Genomic DNA, 17,648 nt, shown 5'->3' with positions numbered 1-17,648 from the left:
CCAGCTCACCTTGAGCTGGCTTTTTTTATGGCTGCGTAAATGTCAAAATTTTTGAAATTATTTTTGAACTAAATTTAATTGCCCACGTCTACTATTATGCTTGTGGTTAAATTGCAGTTTGCACAGGCATCATGTTGATTTCCCTATTTGGTTACTATATTTAGTAATGATTGAGCCAGCTCACCTTGAGCTGGCTTTTTTTATGGCTGCGGAAAATTCAAAATTTTGAAATTATTTTTGAACTAAATTTAATTACCCACGTCTACTATTATGCTTGTTGTTAAATTGCAGTTTGCACAGGCATCATGTTGATTTCCCATTTGGTTACTATATTTAGTAATGATTGAGCCAGCTCACCTTGAGCTGGCTTTTTTTATGCCCTGCTGTAACCTGAACTGCGGATAGTAAATCTCTTAACCAGAGTTCAGCTTATGTAATCACACGTAATATTTATTTCATCATATTGTCGCTAAAATACTGTTACCAGTAGTAATAATTTACTATTTGGTGGTTTCACAAAATAAATGTTAAATTTTTGTGTTTATTTTCTTTTGTTTGTGTCTATTGTTATAAAATCATTGTAATATCAACGATTAGACGCATACCTAATTATTGCAGGGTATTAAAATGGCTTATTTATTAAATAAAGATTCGAATGAATGTTGCTTTTTATATGCGCACCATAGCTTTGGCCGTTTTCAATACTCGGTTGATACTTTAGTCAATGACTTGAGTGTATCTAAAATCCACACCATTATTGAGTGGTTAAATGGTAAATGGTACATCAGGGATTTAAGCCTCAATGGTACCTGGCTAAATCATAAGCGGTTACAAAAAGATAGCGCGGAAGAATTACACATTGGTGATAAAGTTTATTTTGCTGGTAACTCTCAAGTTACTTATGTAGTTAAGGACTTAAGTGCGCCAGTTGATCAACTGGTCAAACTCGACGCTCAGCAAAATAAAACCACAGAAACCATCGTACTTAACAATTATCATTTGTTACCTGCTGAACAGCCTGAATGGGCCATTATTTATCAGCCAAACAGCGGCCAATGGTATCTTGAATCATTACATGATGATGAATTTAACACGCGTGAAATGCTACAAGATAACAGTGTTATTAGTTTTGCTAATGAGCAATGGGTTTTTATTTCAAGCCATTTGGAACTAGACACCCAGGTGAGCAGTGTGCCGCAGCTTTATATTCATGAGTTAGATTTCATTTTTAATTTAAGCTTAGATGAAGAAACGTCAGAACTAAAAATCCATCATCATAATAAAGACGTTGATTTACATGTTCGCTGTCATCATTATCTGACCTTAAATTTGGCCAGATATCGTGCTGCGGATGCTAAAAAAGGCGTGCTACCGGCAAATCAAGGTTGGGTCAATACCGAACAATTAGTGAAAGATTTAGGCGTTGATATGCGCTATTTAAATATTCAAATCCATCGCGCTAGAAAGCAATTTTCAGAGGTTTTGACTAATGTTCATGACGCTGAAAATATAATTGAAAGGCAACTGCGAAAAGTGCGTTTTGCTGGCGCATCCTTTATGATCTATAAAGGGTGTGAATTAGAGAGTACCTCGGATGTCGCTAGAACAAGAAAAAATAGTATTACAATTTAATAAAGTAACAACCAACTACAAATTAATAAAGTTACTTAGCCAAGGAGGGATGGGATGTGTTTATTTAGCAGAAGATATTCGTTTAAAGCGTTATGTAGCTATCAAGTTTTTAAAGTTAACTGAGTCTGCAGCGCCGTTTAGCGATCCTTTAGTTGAAGCTCAGTTACTTGCTCGGCTTAATCACCCTAATATTGTGCAAATTCATGATGTATTGTTGTACGACAAGCAAATTTGTATCGTCATGGAATACTTAAAAGGTAAAACCTTACAACAGTTTCAGCATCAACATATTACCACCCTATCTGAAAAATTAACTCTTTTGGCCCAATTATGTGATGGCATAGTGCACGCCCATGCAGAGGGGGTGATGCATTGCGATCTAAAACCTGCAAATATCTTAATCGATAAGCACAAGCTAAAAATTACTGACTTTGGCATAGCGACATTACAGAATAATCCTTCCAACGAGCAAGTTGAGATACCTAGCTTTGGCAGTGCCAGTGCGATGTCTCCGGAGCAGTTAAATAAACAGCCACTAGACTTTCGCAGTGATCTATTCTCTTTTGGTATGCTTGCTTTTCAATTTATCAGTGGCCGTCATCCGTTTGGCAATGGTTCAGCGCAAGCAATCGCGCATAACATCACCAACACTAAAGCTATTGATGCATACGAGATCACGCCTAAGTTACCTGATGAGTTATGTGATTTACTTAATCAGTTATTACAACGCAAAAAGGAGCGTCGTCCAGTTGATGCTGCCACGACTGCGCGTAAGCTGCAAAACGTGATAATCGCGATAACCCAACAAGAGATTTTGGCACAAGCAACGCTGCCAATCGAGCAACTTGTACAACCGCAAAGAACCGTTAAAAAAACGTTATTTTTTGCACTGTTAACGGGGGTTGCATTGGTTGCTGGCGGTTTAATATATCAATTTAAAGTACACCAAGCCAATGAGCATTATGTGGCGTTTTTGCCGCCGGTTGTTAAATCAGCAGGGCTTTTATCTGTAGATACAGGCATGCTTAAAGCGACAATTGATGATGCGATCAGGCAAGGTATTATCAATAGTAAGCGGTTAAATCTTATTTCACAGGATGAAATAGAAATCATAGAGCAAGGTGCCAGCACCGAGCTCACATTTATTGAGAAGTTAACTAAGTTAAATCAAGCAACCGGTATACAAGAAGTCGTAACAGCAGAGCTTAATTGCATGCAACCGCAATGCTATTTAACGTTAGTACGCTTAGAGGCACCAAAGTGGTCGGTTAAAGCGCGTAAACAATGGCCTATTGTGATTGATAATTACAGCCAAATGTATCATTTAAGCAACCAACAACTGACGGCACTATTCCCTGATTTTGACAGCAAATATATCGCTTTGGCGCAGCTTAGTGATGAAGTGCAACAACAGCATATTAAGTTATATCAACAGGTACAGTTAGCGGGTGAATATACCGATGAATTACTTAATCAGATAGCTCAAACTGTTGAGGTAACTCCTCAGCTATATGCTAACTATGAGTTGCTCCGCGAAGTCGCGCTTGGTTTATATCAACAGTCGCAGCAAGCTGATTACTTAGAGATTGCCAGTAAACTATTATTCAGTGCCCCTGCTGAGTACCAAAATACGCCCGCCTTTGCGAAGAACGCTATGCTTATAGCGGTTGCTAAGCAAGATTGGAGCGCTGCAAAACATTATTTAACCAAAGCAGAGCAAGTTGGTGCCAGTCCGTTAGCCCTTTACGAGTTACAAGGTTTATTATATTTACAACAAGACCAATTAGCTGAGGCACAACAGGCTTTTGAGTTAGCGTTAACAATACGAGCTAACCCAATCATAAAGCAAAATTTAGCACAGGTACTGTGGTGGCAAGGGAAAATAGTTGAAGCTAAGCAATTGCTTAATGAGGTAATTAGTGTCAGTCCGCAAAATTATATGGCCAACCAATTGCTGGCAGATATAGCCCTAACTGAAGGCGATTTAACGGTTGCAATCAAACAATATAAACAAGCTATAGAGATTAAAGCTGATAGCATTGATTTAAGTAATTTAAGTATTGCCTATTCTTTACAAGGAGAGTTTGAGCAAGCTTTAATTGTTGCCCAGCAAGCGGTTGATATGAACCCAGAGCATGTTAGCTTTCGGCTTAACCTAGCGGATATTGAAAAATCCCTTGGACTCAGTGAATCCTACCCTATTAACTATCTAAAAGTGGTTGAGCTGACGCAAACACAGCAGACCCTTGGTAGTCTTTTGGAAGCAGCTCAAGCTTATAGCCAGTTAGGCGAAGCAAAACTGGCACTACAAGCTCTTAATAAAGCAATAAGTATTGCCGCCGATCATTACGAGTACGTATTTACCGCGGCACTTGTTTATAGTGTGATTGGTGAGTATCAGTCAGCACTTATGTACATAGAAAAATCGCTCACCATAGGCTACCACCCAATGTGGTTTCAATTACCTTGGTTTACACCTTGGTGTCAAAAAGAAGAGTTTATTGTGTTAATGCAACAATATGACCCTTCTTTCAGCTGTCGTAGCGCTTTAAATTAAAGCGTTGCGCCAGGTCTACGAACCACGATTTTAGGATCTTGTGACATATAAATTTTGCCAGAAGGTAAATGCTTAGCTGTATACCTAAACGAAATAGGTAAATACTCGGTTTCTTGACCTTCTGTTACCTCAATTACCTGATCAAGGTTATCTTTATCGACGCCTAAAAATTCATAGGTTGGCGCAACTTGGGTTATTCTTAACACTAAAGTGTCGTCATCCATGATGAGTGTTGAAATATTATATTGGCAGTTGCTATCGGCGCCGCAATACTCCACCCCATTACCGTAAAACTCCCAGTCAGCAGCAACGGAAGGATCAATATTTATGATAAGTTCTAGGAACTGTTTTTTCTCAATACTTGTAGAGTGGCTTTCACTCGCATTGTTGAAATACACACTGAGTGAGTCTGTTGGTGTTGCTTCACCATTAAAAAACGTCAACCAGCTTTCATGCGTATGTGGCAAAACGGTAAGTGTTTTAACTGAAAAGTAGTTATCGGCTTGGCATTGCACTTCAATATCGGGTGTTTTTATATCGTTCATGTGATCATTCCTTGTGTTGAGGAGTCGTTATTTTTAATCATTCTTAATCATTGCATTTCAGTGTAGAAGAAAACTTTCTAGAAAACGAGTTTGTCCAAGTGATTTGTAATGCGATGTAATATTTTTTTAGTATTCGTGATAATAAAAACAGCTATCTAGGGGGTTTTATATTCGCTATGATAAGTTGTCTTTTTGTTATTGAGTTTTATTTATGTCTATACAGTTACTTACCAATATCGATTGGCTCAATGTTGGTATCGGATTTTTAGTAGGTGGGACATTATTAGGAATTGCTTTTAGCCAAACACGTGCACGCCTGACTCGGCAATTAAATGAGCTAGAACAACAACAAACGCTGTTGCAAGCGCAACTAGCTGAGAAACAACAACAGCATATTTCACTGCTTGATGAGCACGACTTACTAGTGCAAAGTTACCAAGAGCAACGCGACGCAACCCAGCATTTTAAAACCCGTTTTGTTGAGCAAGAAAAGCATAGCCAACAGTATAAGCAATTTTGGCAACAGGCTGACGCTGAGCTGGCGCAACTACGCAACGAGTTAAATCAACGTGATGTAGAGCTTAGCACCCAACGTAATACGCTTGAGCAAAAAGAACTGCATTTTAAAGAACAGCTTAATCATATTAAAGAAAGCAAAGAGCAGCTTAAAAAAGAGTTCGAAAATTTAGCTAATCAAATCCTCGAAGAAAAATCACAACGTTTTAAAGTGCTTAACCAAGAAAGTATTGAACAGTTATTAAAACCAGTACAGGGCGAGCTAAAAGGTTTTCGCGATAAAATGGAATCAATCCATGTTGAAGACTTAAAACAACGTGCGGCGTTAAAAACCGAGCTACTGCATTTACAAGCGAAAAGCCAAGCCATCACCGAACAAGCCGACAAGCTCAGTAACGCCCTCCAAGGACAAAAGAAAACCCAAGGTAATTGGGGCGAGTTAATGCTCGAAAACGTGTTAGACAGCGCGGGGTTGCGTGCTGGTACTGATTATAAGCGCGAGGTGTCGTTTAATACCGAAGATGGCCGCTTGCGCCCCGATGTGGTGGTGTATTTGCCACAAGGTCGGCACTTAGTGATTGATGCGAAAACCTCGCTAAACGCTTATACACGCTACGTTAATGCCGACAACGAGCTCGAAGCACAACAGGCAATTAAAGAGCATGTTGAGGCGGTTAAAGCGCGTATTAATGAGCTGGCGAGTAAATCTTACGATCGCTTACCTGGGCTTAATTCTCCTGAAGTGGTGGTGATGTTTGTACCGATAGAATCAGCCTTTGTTGAAGCACTTAAATACCAAAGCGATATTTACCAGCAAGCAATCGAAAAAAATATTTTGGTGGCCACTCCCACTACCTTATTAACCAGCTTAAATATTGTTAAACAGTTATGGCGTTTTGAAGAGCAAACGAAATACTCGAAAGAGCTGGCGAGCCGTGCCGAGCGCTTTTACAGTAAACTCAACGGCTTTTTAACCAGTATGGAAGGCGTTGGTAAGCAACTCGATAAAGCCAAAGAAAGTTACGATAAAGCGTTTTCGCAGTTATATCGAGGTAAAGGTAACTTGATTAAACAAGCCTCTGAGTTTAAAGAATTAGGGGTGTCGGTACAAAAAGAATTACCCGCAGAAACCCTAGAGCGGGCACAATTAGAGTTAGATGAATAAGGAAAATAAATGGAGATTATCCGTGCTAAACAATTTACCGCAGCAAAGGCGTGGGGAGCAAAAGACATCGCAACGATGAACGGTATTACTACCCGCTTACACTGGACTGATCAGCCGTATAAATGGCATATCAATGATGGCGAAGAAGTGTTTGTGGTACTCGATGGTGAAGTTGATATGTTTTACAAAGTTGCAGATGTTACCCATTCTGCGTTATTGCAAAGCGGTGATATATTTTATGCCTCGGTCGGTACAGAGCATGTCGCCCACCCGATTGGCGAAGCACGTATTTTAGTGGTGGAGTCTGCTGGCAGTGTTTAAACCTGCTTTTGCCTTTTAGCTATACCTTACAGGCTTTTATCAAAAATGAGCGTAAACATAACGCAAAATCACTATGCAGCGATAGCCAAGGCTGTTGCAGCATTGCACAGCGCAATATTTAGCCATCATTTTTGCGCTTTATTACAACATATAGTGGCTTTTGATGAAGCGGTGATCGTTGGTTACAAAGAGGCGAAACGGCCTATTTATCTTTATGATTCGATTAATCAATCACGTGAACTACTGTTCCAGCGTTACTTAACCGATGCATTTTTGCACGACCCATTTTATCTAGCGATACAGCAGGCATCCGCAGGAGGCGTTTATACTCTTAAAGAGGTGTCGGGCTCGTTAGCTGATTATAAAAGCTACCGGCGAGAGTTTTATGCACACACGGCGTGGCACGATGAGTTGTGTTTGTCTGTCAAACTGGATCAGAGCCGCTGGGTGGCGGTTTATATTGGCCGTACACAAACACCACATTTTACTGCAAACGACATTAATGGGTTAACGGCAGGGTTTGAGTTGCTTAGCAGTTTGTGTCATCAGCAGTGGGCACATGCACCATTTAGCTTGCCCGATGCTCCTATTGAGCGGCTGGAAGTTCGTCAACTAATTGCCCACGCATTAACTTCTATTGGCAGCCAGGTACTAACAAAGCGCGAACAGCAAATTACAGCGTTATTAGTGCAAGGACTCGATTCTAAAGAGATTTCATGGCAATTGGGGATAGGGATTGGCACGGTAAAAAATCATCGTAAAAAAATTTATGAAAAACTGAATGTGTCATCATTGAGTGAGTTATTTCAGTTCTTTCTTAGTTACTTAATTGTTGCAGACTAATATTGATATGTGTCCCTTTAGGGATATCGTTTTCGTTACTATGCCTCGTTACTCTACTTATTCACACAGTAGAGGTTACTATGAACAAAACACTGATGGCAGAGCTGCAACAACGCGGCTTAATTGCACAAACCACAAATTTTTCAGCGCTTAACGAATTACTTCAACAGCCACAAACGGTATATTGCGGTTTTGATCCCACAGCCGGTAGTTTGCACATTGGCCACTTAGTCCCCCTTATGATGCTAAAACGCTTTAATGATGCGGGTCACCAAATTATCGCCTTAATTGGTGGTGCGACGGGCATGATTGGCGATCCTAGCTTTAAAGCAACAGAGCGTCACTTAAACACCTTTGCAACCGTAGCAGACTGGGTGAGTCAACTTGCAACGCAAATACACAGTGTATTGGCTACGCATTGTGGGTCTAACGTGACAATAGTTAATAATACCGAGTGGATTTCAGGCATTAATGTTATCGATTTTCTGCGTGATATTGGTAAGCACTTTACGATTAATGCAATGCTCAATCGTGATTCAGTCAAGTCGCGTTTACAGCGTCCCGAGCAAGGGATCTCTTATACTGAATTTAGCTATGCTTTATTGCAGTCTTATGATTTTGTTAAGTTAAATAAGCAGTTTGGGTGTAAATTACAAATTGGCGGCAGCGACCAATGGGGTAATATTGTCAGTGGCATTGATTTAACTCGACGCATTAATCATAGCGCAGTGTATGGCTTAACGTTGCCATTGATCACTAAATCCGATGGTACTAAATTTGGTAAAACAGAAGGTGGTGCAGTGTGGCTCGATCCCGCTAAAACGTCGCCTTATGCTTTTTATCAGTTTTGGCTTAATACCCCAGATGAAGATGTTTATCGTTTTCTTAATTACTACACGTTTTTATCTACAGAGCAGATAGCGCATATTGAACGTCAAGATCACGCTCGAACTGGCAAACCGCAAGCACAGCAAATTCTTGCTGAGCAAGTTACGCAATTTGTTCATGGTGAACAAGGATTAGCAACAGCACAACGCATAACACATATATTGTTTGCTGGTGAGCCTACAAAATTATCGATTACCGATATTAAGCAGCTTGCTTTAGACGGCTTAGAACGCTATCAGGTCGGTAATGAGCAGGCGTTGTCAGCGCTGTTGGTCACCTGCGGTTTAGCAAAATCAAAACGCATCGCGAAGCAATTACTCGCCGAGGGGGCTATTAAAATTAATGGCGATATTGTGACTAGCGACTTTTTAAGCCAGTGTTTTGCTTTATTTGATCACTACTGGATTATACAACGGGGTAAAAAAGCCTTTCGCTTATTAATACGCTAACTTATACAGCTTGCTGTATTAATTTATTGCACTTGGCTTTGTTATCTTGGCTCACGTATATTAAATAATTACTTTTTGAGAGGGAAGCGAATGAACATTGGTATTTATATTTATGATGACGCTGAGGTATTGGATTTTTCAGGGCCTTTTGAAGTGTTTAGTACAGCGAAACGATTAGCGAATAATGATTGGCAGGTGAGCCTGATTGCTGAAAGTAATACGCCGGTTATGGCGCGTGGCGGCTTTAGTGTAAACCCCCATTACAGTTTTGCCGATCATCCTCAGATTGACTTACTCATTGTTGTAGGGGGGGTGCATAGCCATGAGCTGGAAAAGCCAAATGTAATTAACTGGATACGAGAAACAGCAGCATCTGCTACAAAGGTCGCCTCCGTGTGTACGGGGGCATTTTTACTGGCCAAAGCGGGTTTACTTGATGGCTTAACGGTGACGACACACTGGGAAGATCAAAGCGATCTCGCGGATATGTTCCCAGCTTTAACGGTGATCAGCAATAAACGTTGGCTGTCACAAGGTAAATTTACCACCTCTGGCGGTATTTCTGCGGGCATTGATATGAGTTTGCAGCTAGTTGCAGAATTGATAGGCCCTGAACATGCCGAGCTTACAGCAAAGCAAATGGAATATCAGTGGCATAAAAATGTTTAACCGTGCGGTAGTTGCTCCTGAATAAAAGCATGCATATAGTCGCGTAAACAAAGCGCTTTTTTACTAAGTAAACGACCACTTGGCCAAATAGCATAAATTTCGCGACTGTGGCTTTGCCACATCGGCAACACCCTTACTAATTCACCCGTATCTAGCTCGTTGATAATTTCAAAACGCGGTAACAAGCCTACCCCTTGGTGATCAGCGACTTGGTATTTTACAAAGCTTGTGTCGTTATAAATACTATTAAAGCGGCACATATGCGTATAACTTGCGCGTGTTTTTACATTGCTTAACGGCCATTTATTTCTCAGTGTTGTGCCAATTAAACGATGCAGCTTAAGATCGCTTGGCTCAGTGAGTGCTGCGGCACTGGCTAAATAATGGGGTGTCGCTACTAAAATAGAATCAGCCTGGCCGAGCTTTTTTTGCTGTAATAACGAGTCAACTTGTGGGCCTATTCTTAGTGCTAAATCGGCTTGGCTTTTAATAATGTCTTCAAGCTGGTTATTTAAAATCAGCTCCAGTTGTATATCAGGGTATTGTTTACAAAACGACAACCACATTGGCTTTAAAAAACCATGACAAATATTAAGTGGCGCAAGTACTTTGAGTTTTCCGCTAAGTTGCTCTTTTTGTTGATTGAGTTGATGGCTAGTTTGTTCAAATTGCTCAACTAAGTTTGCGTAACTTTGATAGTAAACCTGCCCTTGCTGGGTGAGTGTGCATTGGCGCGCCGAGCGGTGTAGTAACTTTTCGCCAAGGCGTGACTCCAGACGCTGTAAGCGCCGCGTAACGGTTGCCGCAGGCAAAGATAAATATTCCCCCGCTTGAGATAAGCCACCTTGTTGCACTATGTGCACAAACAACACGATATCATCTAACATAATTCCACTTTTGCAATTTAAGTTTGATTAAAGTTTTGTATTTAACGTTTTTGTAATTCTATATCATAGCGCTTAGATTTTCAGCACAGGAGAAGATGATGTTTGCAACGATTGATTGGTGGGCGGTGATAGTGATGGGAGTTGGTGCAACGGCGTTACTCGATGTGTGGGGATTATTGCTAAGCAAATTTGCTATACGTTCTTTAAATTATTGTATGGTGGGTCGCTGGTTAAGTTTAATGCGCTATGGGCAGTTTAAACACCTTGCTATTAATAATGCCGCTGCGCAGCAAAACGAATGTGCTATCGGGTGGATTAGCCATTATTTAATTGGGGTTATTTTTGCCCTGCTATTTTTATTATTGATGCCAAGTAGCTGGTTAGCTGCGCCGAGCTTAGCCCCTGCCCTGTTGTTTGGACTGCTGAGTGTTGCTATGCCCTTTTTTGTTATGCAGCCTGCCCTTGGGCTTGGTATTGCTGCGGCTAAAACGCCCGCACCAATGGCTGCACGCGGAAAAAGCATTTTATCTCATGCTGTGTTTGGCGTGGGGTTGTATCTCAGTGCAATTGTGTTATTACAGTTTTAAGGAGACGCTATGCATGCAGAATATTGGCTAAACCGCTGGCAAAGTAACGATATTGGCTTTCATAGCGGTAATATAAACCCAAGCTTAGATCGTTATTTTACTAACTTAAATCTACCTGTAAATAGCCGTGTGTTTGTACCTTTGTGTGGCAAAACAGTCGATATTCATTATTTGCTTAATAAAGGCATGTACGTGGTGGGTGTTGAACTCAGTGAGCTTGCTATTCGGCAATTATTTATTGAATTAGCGCTCACGCCAAAAGTAACTAAGCACGGTTTACTTACCGCGTATCAGGCTCAGGGCATCTGTATTTGGGTAGGGGATGTATTTGCTTTAACAGCGGATCATTTAGATCATGTTGATGCAATTTATGATCGCGGCGCATTGGTGGCGCAGCCCTTCGCTATTCGTAATCAATACGCCCAACATTTGATTACCCTGAGTCATGCTGCGCCGCAATTATTGATCACCTGTGTGTATGACCAATCGCAGCGCAGTGGCACGCCTTATAGTGTACCAGCGGCTGAAGTACAGAGTATTTATGCAAAGCAGTACACATTAAACATGCTCAGCTGCGAGAAATTAAGCCAAGGTATTAAAGGCGTTACCCCTGCAAGTATCACTGTTTGGTTGATGAGTTCTGGCGCTTCTTAGAATTTGCACTTTAGCTGTGCATTTTTGTGGCTAGTTAATTGCGATTTGTGCATGCATTATAATAACCACGTAGATCAATTAAGGGTTATTATGCAACAACCAAATGTTTTCTTTTTATCTCATGGTGGCGGCCCATTACCGCTGCTAGGTGAACCCAGCCATAAAGAGATGGTGACTTGTTTGCAATCTGTGGCTGCTAAAATCAGCAAGCCTAGTGCTATTTTAATGATCAGCGCTCACTTTGAAGCAGACCCTATTACAATTACAGCCTCAACAACACCAAAGTTGATTTATGATTACTACGGCTTTCCTGAGCAGGCGTATCAAGTAACTTACCCTTGTGCTGGTGAGCCTCAGCTTGCTGAGCAGGTGCAGCAGGCCTTACAAAGTAACGGTATTGCTGCAAACCTTGATACCCAGCGTGGCTTTGATCATGGCATGTTTGTACCATTAAAAATAATGTTTCCTGAGGCCGATATTCCATGTGTACAAATATCCTTGCATCCAAGCCTCGATCCTCTGCTACATCTTCAACTGGGTAAAGCGCTGCAAAGTGTAGATTACGATAATCTCTTAATTATTGGCTCAGGCTTTACATTTCATAATATGCGAGCTTTTGGTACGACCCAATCAAGCGATGTTAATCAGCAAAATCAGGCGTTTGAAAATTGGCTGGTAAACACAGTCGCGGATCAAACATTAACCGAGCAACAGCGCGAGCAGCAACTATTAATGTGGAGCCAAGCCCCTGCTGCACGCTTTAATCATCCCAGAGAAGAACACTTGTTACCGCTGCATGTGTGTTATGGTGCTGCTATGCGAGCAAGTAGCGAGGTGTTTGAATTGAATATTGCTAATAAGCAAGCCAGTATGTATTTGTGGCAATAATAGCAAACACGCTTAGCCTAGCTTTGCTGTTAAGCGTGTTGTTTTATATTATTAAAGGTAACTGTTAATATAGCTTTGCCACTGTTTTATATCACCATAAAAGTCATTATGTGCTAAGCGCTCAAAGCCATTTGCTGTTTCAATTAACAGTGTTGGAAAACCTTGTACTGCCAACGTCGCCATCATGGTTTTACTATGCGCTATGTGTGCTAGAGCCGGTTGTTTATTTGCCAATATGTCGGTTTTAAATTGCTTTGCATCAACGCCCAACTGCTCAGCTATTGTTACTAGGGTTGTTAATTCATTAACCGGCAAACCTTTTACATAGTGGCATTGCTGTATTGCACTCAGTGTTGTGTATTCTGTAATACCTTGCTCTTTTGCCGCAATAATCGCTTGTATTGGCAAGTACGAGTCAAAAATAACGTTTTTTTCAGCTTTTATACGTTGCTTATAGGCTGCAGCAAATGGCATACCTGTCAGCTGCGCTATTTGCGTATCGCTGGCTAAAATATGCTGACGAAAACTAGCTGCTATCAGTGTATTATCGATCATCCCGCCAGCATGAAAATGCAGTGCCACGTCTTTATTCTCAGCGAGCGCAGCAATTAAAGGTGTGGCACCATAGCACCAGCCACACATGGGATCATAAAAATAATGAATTGTTACCATGTCATTTCACCTGTATGTACTTGAGCGCCAATTGATAATGCCATTGGCAATATAGCGTCAGAGTATGATTGAGTCATTTTGTCTATCAACATCTTGCTGTTATTGCTTTGCTGCTTCGCTTGGGCAAAGTCTTTTAAATAAGTGCTAGAAAAGTTGATATGACTGGCGTCAAGTTTGCTGCCTGGCTTCATATGACCTGGGATCACTATATCGGGTTGCAGCGCCTGCATCTCTTGCAGCTGCTTTGCCCAAGCGGTTTGCTCTGCGTCTGTTTGTGCATCTGCCATCCATAAGTGTACGTCACCATAAATGGCAACATTACCTAAAATAGTCTTGTTGTCGGGTATCCATAAGTAAGGACGATGACTTTGCTCACCGTTAGTGCCGCGAATTTCAATCGTATGACTTTCTAATTGCAACGTATTGCCGTTATAGGCGGTTGGCAATATCGGTGTTTGAGGAGCATTACTCGCCATTTTCGGCGCCCAATATGCCACTTTATCTTGGTTTTTTGCTGCAATGACTTTTTGTACTGCTGGCGTAGTAATTATGTTTGCTTCAGGAAATAGCTGATGCAGCACTTCTGCGCCAAAGTAGTAGTCAGGATCGGCTTGGCTAATAAAAATCGTTTTTAGCTGTTTGCCTGAATCAATTACTTTAGCGGCAATGCGCAACGCATCGGCTTTAGTAAAACCAGTATCAACTAATATTGCATCGCGCTCGCCATAAACAAGCGTGGCATTTACATGAAAGCTGTTGCTGTCGGCATTGTATACATCAAGGGTGAGTTGATTATCTTTTGCGACTGCGATGTTAGTTGCTAATAGTGTACTGAGCAAAAGTGTAAGTGTTTTCATTATTTTCTCTGCTTGGTTGTGAATGAGAGCATAATAAAGGTTTGATATGTTCAGAAAAACAACCAATAATTAGCATCATTGTTTCTTAAATCGAGCAAATGCTATGGATAAACTCACTGCTGCAAGGGTATTTGTTGATGTTGCCTATTCCGGCAGCTTTACTGCCACCGCAGAGCGGCTAGAAATGTCGCGGCCTATGGTTACGCGCAATATTGAATCAGTAGAAGCGTGGCTCAATACCCGATTACTGCATCGTACTACCCGCAAAGTGACTCTCACATCAGCAGGGGCAGCCTGTTTGCCAGAAATAGAGCAGTGGTTAGCGCAAGCGAATAGCTTGGTTTTGCAAACTCAAAATCAACATGAGCTGTCGGGGCAAATTAGGGTTGCAACCAGTATGTCACTGGGTTATGCGCAGTTGGTTAAAGTGTTTACCGAGTTTATGAAGCGCCATCCTAAGGTACACATTGATATTGACTTACAAGACTCGACCACGGATCTTATTGCACAGCGCATTGATCTTGCGATACGCATAGCGGCTAATCCTGATCCATCGTTAATTGGTAAACCCATTGCTGTTTGCGACTCGATATTGGTGGCATCACCGCGTTATTTAAGCGACTATCCGCCAATCACTGAACCAAAACAATTAACCACTCATCAGTGTTTAGGTTATAAAAATTTTGACCGTCATGTTTGGCATTTACGTAAGCAGGCGCAGTTTCAATCTGTTGATGTAAAGTGCAAGCTCACCGCTAACGAGGCCACCACCCTACTGTACGCCGCTGTGCATGATGGCGGGATTGCTGTGCAACCAAACTATTTAGCTGATCCATTTATTAGTGACGGACGCTTACAGCAGGTATTGCCCGAGTGGACGTTAAACCCGATGAAAATTTATGTGCTTTACCCGTCTCGTAAACACTTATCAGCCACGGTACGCGCCTTAATTGACACCCTGAGCGCGGCATTTACGACCCCCTAAAAATGACTTAGGCCTATATGAAGTTTGGGTTTAACACATTGCTTATTGCGTTAAAGGTGCTGATATTAAGCGTTTTAATTTGTTACAGTAACAGCGTTAAATGCGTTAATCGCCTTCCTAGGAAATAGAAAATGAATATAATAAAAATATCAGGGTTTGCTTTAGCTGCTATTGTTGGTATGAGCCTACAAGCATGTTCAAGCAGCGAAAATGCAGTGCAAAGTACAAGGAGCAGCACGATTAATAATCCACTCAGTCTTGCGCAAATTTATAAAGAGAAAGACTTTAAAGCCGAGCGAAGCAGTTATTTTACGTGGCTTGATGATGGCACAGGTTACACCGTACTTGAGCAACGCGAAGTCGATAAGAACAATAATAAAGACCAAGATACAGCAGACGAAGAGCACGGTGTAAAAGGCAATGACATTGTGTTTTACAATGCCGATGGCACTGGCCGAAAAGTGTTGGTAAATTATGAAAAATTGATCCCTGAAGGGCAAAAAGAACCACTGACCGTGGAAAGCTATCAGTGGTCAAAAGATGGTAAATGGCTAATGCTGTTTAGTAATGGTGAGCAAGTGTGGCGCTCACGTAGTCGCGGTGATTTTTGGTTACTTAATTTAGACAACAATCGGCTTTATCAACTCGGTGGTGAGCAGCCAGAGCCTAAAAAACTGATGTTTGCGAAGTTCTCGCCAGACAGCAGCAAAATAGCCTATGTGCGCGACAATAATATTTATATGCAAGCGGTTGGCAGCAATGTGGTAAGCGCATTAACTAGCGATGGCAGCGCCACCTTAGTCAATGGTAATTTTGATTGGGTTTACGAAGAAGAGTTTGGCATTGCAGATGGCTTTCGTTGGAGCCCAGATAACCAATCAATTGCCTATTGGCAGCTTGATACCCGTGATGTTAAATACTTCACCATGATTAACAATACCGACGAGTTGTACCCGACTCTAAAAGAGTTTCCTTACCCAAAAGCGGGTGAAACCAACTCAGCCGTGCGCGTTGGTGTAGTAAGCCTTGCCGATAAGAAAACCCGTTGGGCAGCACTTGAAGGCGATAACCGTGACCGTTACATTCCGCGTATTAGCTGGGCGGGTACGGGTGAATCGCTGATGATCCAAGATCTAAATCGGCCACAAAATCATAACAAATTATGGTTATTTGACTGGCAAAAACAGCAACTCACTAAAATTTTAGAAGATAAAGACGATGCCTTTATTGAGTGGTTTTATAAAGCCAATTGGTCAAAAGACGGCACGTTTTTTATTTGGCACAGCGAACGTGACGGTTGGCGTCATCTTTATCGCGTTTCCCGTGATGGTAAAACGATTACTGATTTAACCCCTGGCGAGTACGACATTATCGACATGCTAGCGCTTAATGAAGATAAAAATGTGATGTATTTTACCGCCTCGCCCAATGATCCGAATCAGCGTTATCTATACCGCACGTCATTGGATGGTAGCAGTAAACCGGTGCGCGTAACACCAGCTGAGTTTGCCGGCTCAAACAGCTATTACATGTCAAAAGATACTTCGTGGGCTATGCACACTTACTCAAAATTTGGCACCCCGCCAACTAAAGAAATTATTAAAGTGAGCGATCACAGTAATGTAAAAACCTTAGTTGAAAATAACCAACTGAAAGAAAAGCTCGCTAAGCAAAGCTTACCAAGACATGAGTTTTTTAAAGTAAATGCGCAAGATGGCACCGAGCTTGATGGCTACATTATGTTCCCTAACAACATGGATAACAGTAAGAAATATCCTATTGTTTTTTATGTATATGGCGAACCATGGGGCTCAACGGTACAAGACCGCTTTGAAGGTGACAGCTATTTGTATAAGTCTTATTTAACTCAACAGGGTTTTATTGTCGCATCGGTTGATAACCGTGGCACACGCGCACCCAAAGGCCGTGATTGGCGCAAATCGATTTATAAAAAAATTGGCTCTATCACAGTGCAAGACCAAGTTGATGCACTAGATGCCATGGCAAAACGCTGGGATGTAATCGACACCGACCGCGTAGGCGTGTGGGGCCACTCTGGGGGTGGAAGTTCAACCCTTAACTTATTATTTCGCCACGGCGATAAATACAAAGTAGGTATTGCTTCTGCACCGGTGCCAGACATTCGCTTGTACGACACTATTTACCAAGAACGTTATGCGGGTAACCCCAATATCGATCCTGAAAGTTACGACAATACCTCGCCGATTACCTTTGCTAAAAACCTAACCGGTAAGTTATTGCTTATCCACGGCACCGGTGACGACAACGTGCATTACCAAGGCTCAGAACGCTTAATTGACGAGCTGGTTAAACACAACAAACAGTTTGAGTTTTTCTCATACCCTAATCGTTCACACAGCCTACGAGAAGGCAAAGGCACTACCCTGCACTATCACACTATGATGGCCGAGTTTTTTGAAAAGCACTTATTGAAAAAATAATTACTTCAAAACGAAGTTAAAGACTAAAAAGCCACACGTTAACCGTTGTTAGCGTGTGGCTTTTTTAATCA

16 protein-coding genes are annotated in these 17,648 nt (G+C 41.5%); 12 read left to right on the top strand and 4 right to left on the bottom strand.

The window, feature by feature from the left end; all coding sequences use genetic code 11:
- Window positions 1-627: 627 nt before the first annotated feature.
- Together ENH88_RS07045 and ENH88_RS07040 are read left to right on the top strand one after the other, a co-directional pair.
- Entirely contained in the window at window positions 628-1,632 is a 1,005-nt protein-coding gene (locus ENH88_RS07045) for an FHA domain-containing protein (RefSeq protein ID WP_304181117.1), read from the top strand.
- Window positions 1,595-4,189 carry a serine/threonine-protein kinase gene (locus ENH88_RS07040; RefSeq protein ID WP_304181115.1) on the top strand — a complete coding sequence of 865 codons (2,595 nt, stop codon included), beginning with the start codon at window positions 1,595-1,597 and terminating at the stop codon, window positions 4,187-4,189. Before ENH88_RS07045 ends, ENH88_RS07040 begins: the two co-directional genes overlap by 38 nt.
- On the opposite strand, the gene ENH88_RS07035 is transcribed toward ENH88_RS07040, so the two are convergent.
- Window positions 4,186-4,734, bottom strand: a complete 549-nt coding sequence (locus ENH88_RS07035) for a hypothetical protein (protein WP_304181113.1) — start codon at window positions 4,732-4,734, stop codon at window positions 4,186-4,188. The genes ENH88_RS07040 and ENH88_RS07035 overlap by 4 nt on opposite strands.
- A 211-nt stretch (window positions 4,735-4,945) precedes the next feature.
- Between ENH88_RS07035 and rmuC the strand changes: the two genes are divergently transcribed.
- From rmuC to ENH88_RS07010, 5 genes are all read left to right on the top strand, one after another.
- Complete coding sequence (rmuC, locus tag ENH88_RS07030; protein ID WP_304181111.1) at window positions 4,946-6,415, top strand: DNA recombination protein RmuC; 1,470 nt, start codon at window positions 4,946-4,948, stop codon at window positions 6,413-6,415.
- Window positions 6,416-6,424: 9 nt separating this feature from the next.
- The gene (locus ENH88_RS07025) at window positions 6,425-6,736 is read left to right on the top strand and encodes a cupin (RefSeq protein ID WP_304181110.1); all 312 of its coding nucleotides are present in this window, start codon (window positions 6,425-6,427) and stop codon (window positions 6,734-6,736) included.
- Between the two features lie 45 nt (window positions 6,737-6,781).
- Window positions 6,782-7,579: a helix-turn-helix transcriptional regulator gene (locus ENH88_RS07020; protein ID WP_304181109.1), complete on the top strand. Its 798-nt coding sequence runs from the start codon at window positions 6,782-6,784 to the stop codon at window positions 7,577-7,579.
- 80 nt (window positions 7,580-7,659) lie between these two features.
- The gene (gene tyrS / locus ENH88_RS07015) at window positions 7,660-8,916 is read left to right on the top strand and encodes a tyrosine--tRNA ligase (protein ID WP_304181107.1); all 1,257 of its coding nucleotides are present in this window, start codon (window positions 7,660-7,662) and stop codon (window positions 8,914-8,916) included.
- Between the two features lie 90 nt (window positions 8,917-9,006).
- The gene (locus tag ENH88_RS07010) at window positions 9,007-9,585 is read left to right on the top strand and encodes a DJ-1/PfpI family protein (protein ID WP_304181105.1); all 579 of its coding nucleotides are present in this window, start codon (window positions 9,007-9,009) and stop codon (window positions 9,583-9,585) included.
- On the opposite strand, the gene ENH88_RS07005 is transcribed toward ENH88_RS07010, so the two are convergent.
- The gene (locus ENH88_RS07005) at window positions 9,582-10,472 is read right to left on the bottom strand and encodes a LysR family transcriptional regulator (protein WP_304181103.1); all 891 of its coding nucleotides are present in this window, start codon (window positions 10,470-10,472) and stop codon (window positions 9,582-9,584) included. The genes ENH88_RS07010 and ENH88_RS07005 overlap by 4 nt on opposite strands.
- Before the next feature lie 95 nt (window positions 10,473-10,567).
- On the opposite strand from ENH88_RS07005, the gene ENH88_RS07000 reads away from it, so the two are divergent.
- From ENH88_RS07000 to ENH88_RS06990, 3 genes are all read left to right on the top strand, one after another.
- A complete protein-coding gene (locus ENH88_RS07000; RefSeq protein WP_304181100.1) occupies window positions 10,568-11,059 on the top strand; it encodes a DUF2938 domain-containing protein in 492 nt (163 codons plus the stop codon).
- Window positions 11,060-11,068: 9 nt separating this feature from the next.
- Window positions 11,069-11,713, top strand: a complete 645-nt coding sequence (tmpT, locus tag ENH88_RS06995) for a thiopurine S-methyltransferase (protein WP_304181098.1) — start codon at window positions 11,069-11,071, stop codon at window positions 11,711-11,713.
- Between the two features lie 90 nt (window positions 11,714-11,803).
- Window positions 11,804-12,601, top strand: coding sequence for a DODA-type extradiol aromatic ring-opening family dioxygenase (locus ENH88_RS06990; RefSeq protein ID WP_304181096.1), 798 nt, complete (start codon window positions 11,804-11,806; stop codon window positions 12,599-12,601).
- Between the two features lie 51 nt (window positions 12,602-12,652).
- Here the strand turns inward: ENH88_RS06990 and ENH88_RS06985 are convergent, their stop codons facing one another.
- Both ENH88_RS06985 and ENH88_RS06980 read right to left on the bottom strand, forming a co-directional pair.
- Window positions 12,653-13,273 carry a DsbA family protein gene (locus ENH88_RS06985; RefSeq protein ID WP_304181095.1) on the bottom strand — a complete coding sequence of 207 codons (621 nt, stop codon included), beginning with the start codon at window positions 13,271-13,273 and terminating at the stop codon, window positions 12,653-12,655.
- The gene (locus tag ENH88_RS06980) at window positions 13,267-14,130 is read right to left on the bottom strand and encodes an MBL fold metallo-hydrolase (RefSeq protein ID WP_304181093.1); all 864 of its coding nucleotides are present in this window, start codon (window positions 14,128-14,130) and stop codon (window positions 13,267-13,269) included. The genes ENH88_RS06985 and ENH88_RS06980 overlap by 7 nt, the downstream gene beginning before the upstream one ends.
- Window positions 14,131-14,233: 103 nt before the next feature.
- Between ENH88_RS06980 and ENH88_RS06975 the strand changes: the two genes are divergently transcribed.
- Entirely contained in the window at window positions 14,234-15,115 is an 882-nt protein-coding gene (locus ENH88_RS06975) for a LysR family transcriptional regulator (protein WP_304181092.1), read from the top strand.
- 131 nt (window positions 15,116-15,246) lie between these two features.
- Window positions 15,247-17,577 (top strand): S9 family peptidase, encoded by a 2,331-nt coding sequence (locus ENH88_RS06970; RefSeq protein ID WP_304181090.1) that lies wholly within the window; start codon window positions 15,247-15,249, stop codon window positions 17,575-17,577.
- The last annotated feature ends 71 nt before the right edge of the window (window positions 17,578-17,648 follow it).

Origin of the sequence: Pseudoalteromonas prydzensis (assembly GCF_011050055.1) — a bacterium.
GTDB classification, from domain to species: Bacteria; Pseudomonadota; Gammaproteobacteria; order Enterobacterales; family Alteromonadaceae; genus Pseudoalteromonas; species Pseudoalteromonas prydzensis_A.
This window is presented reverse-complemented; position numbering and strand designations above follow the sequence as displayed.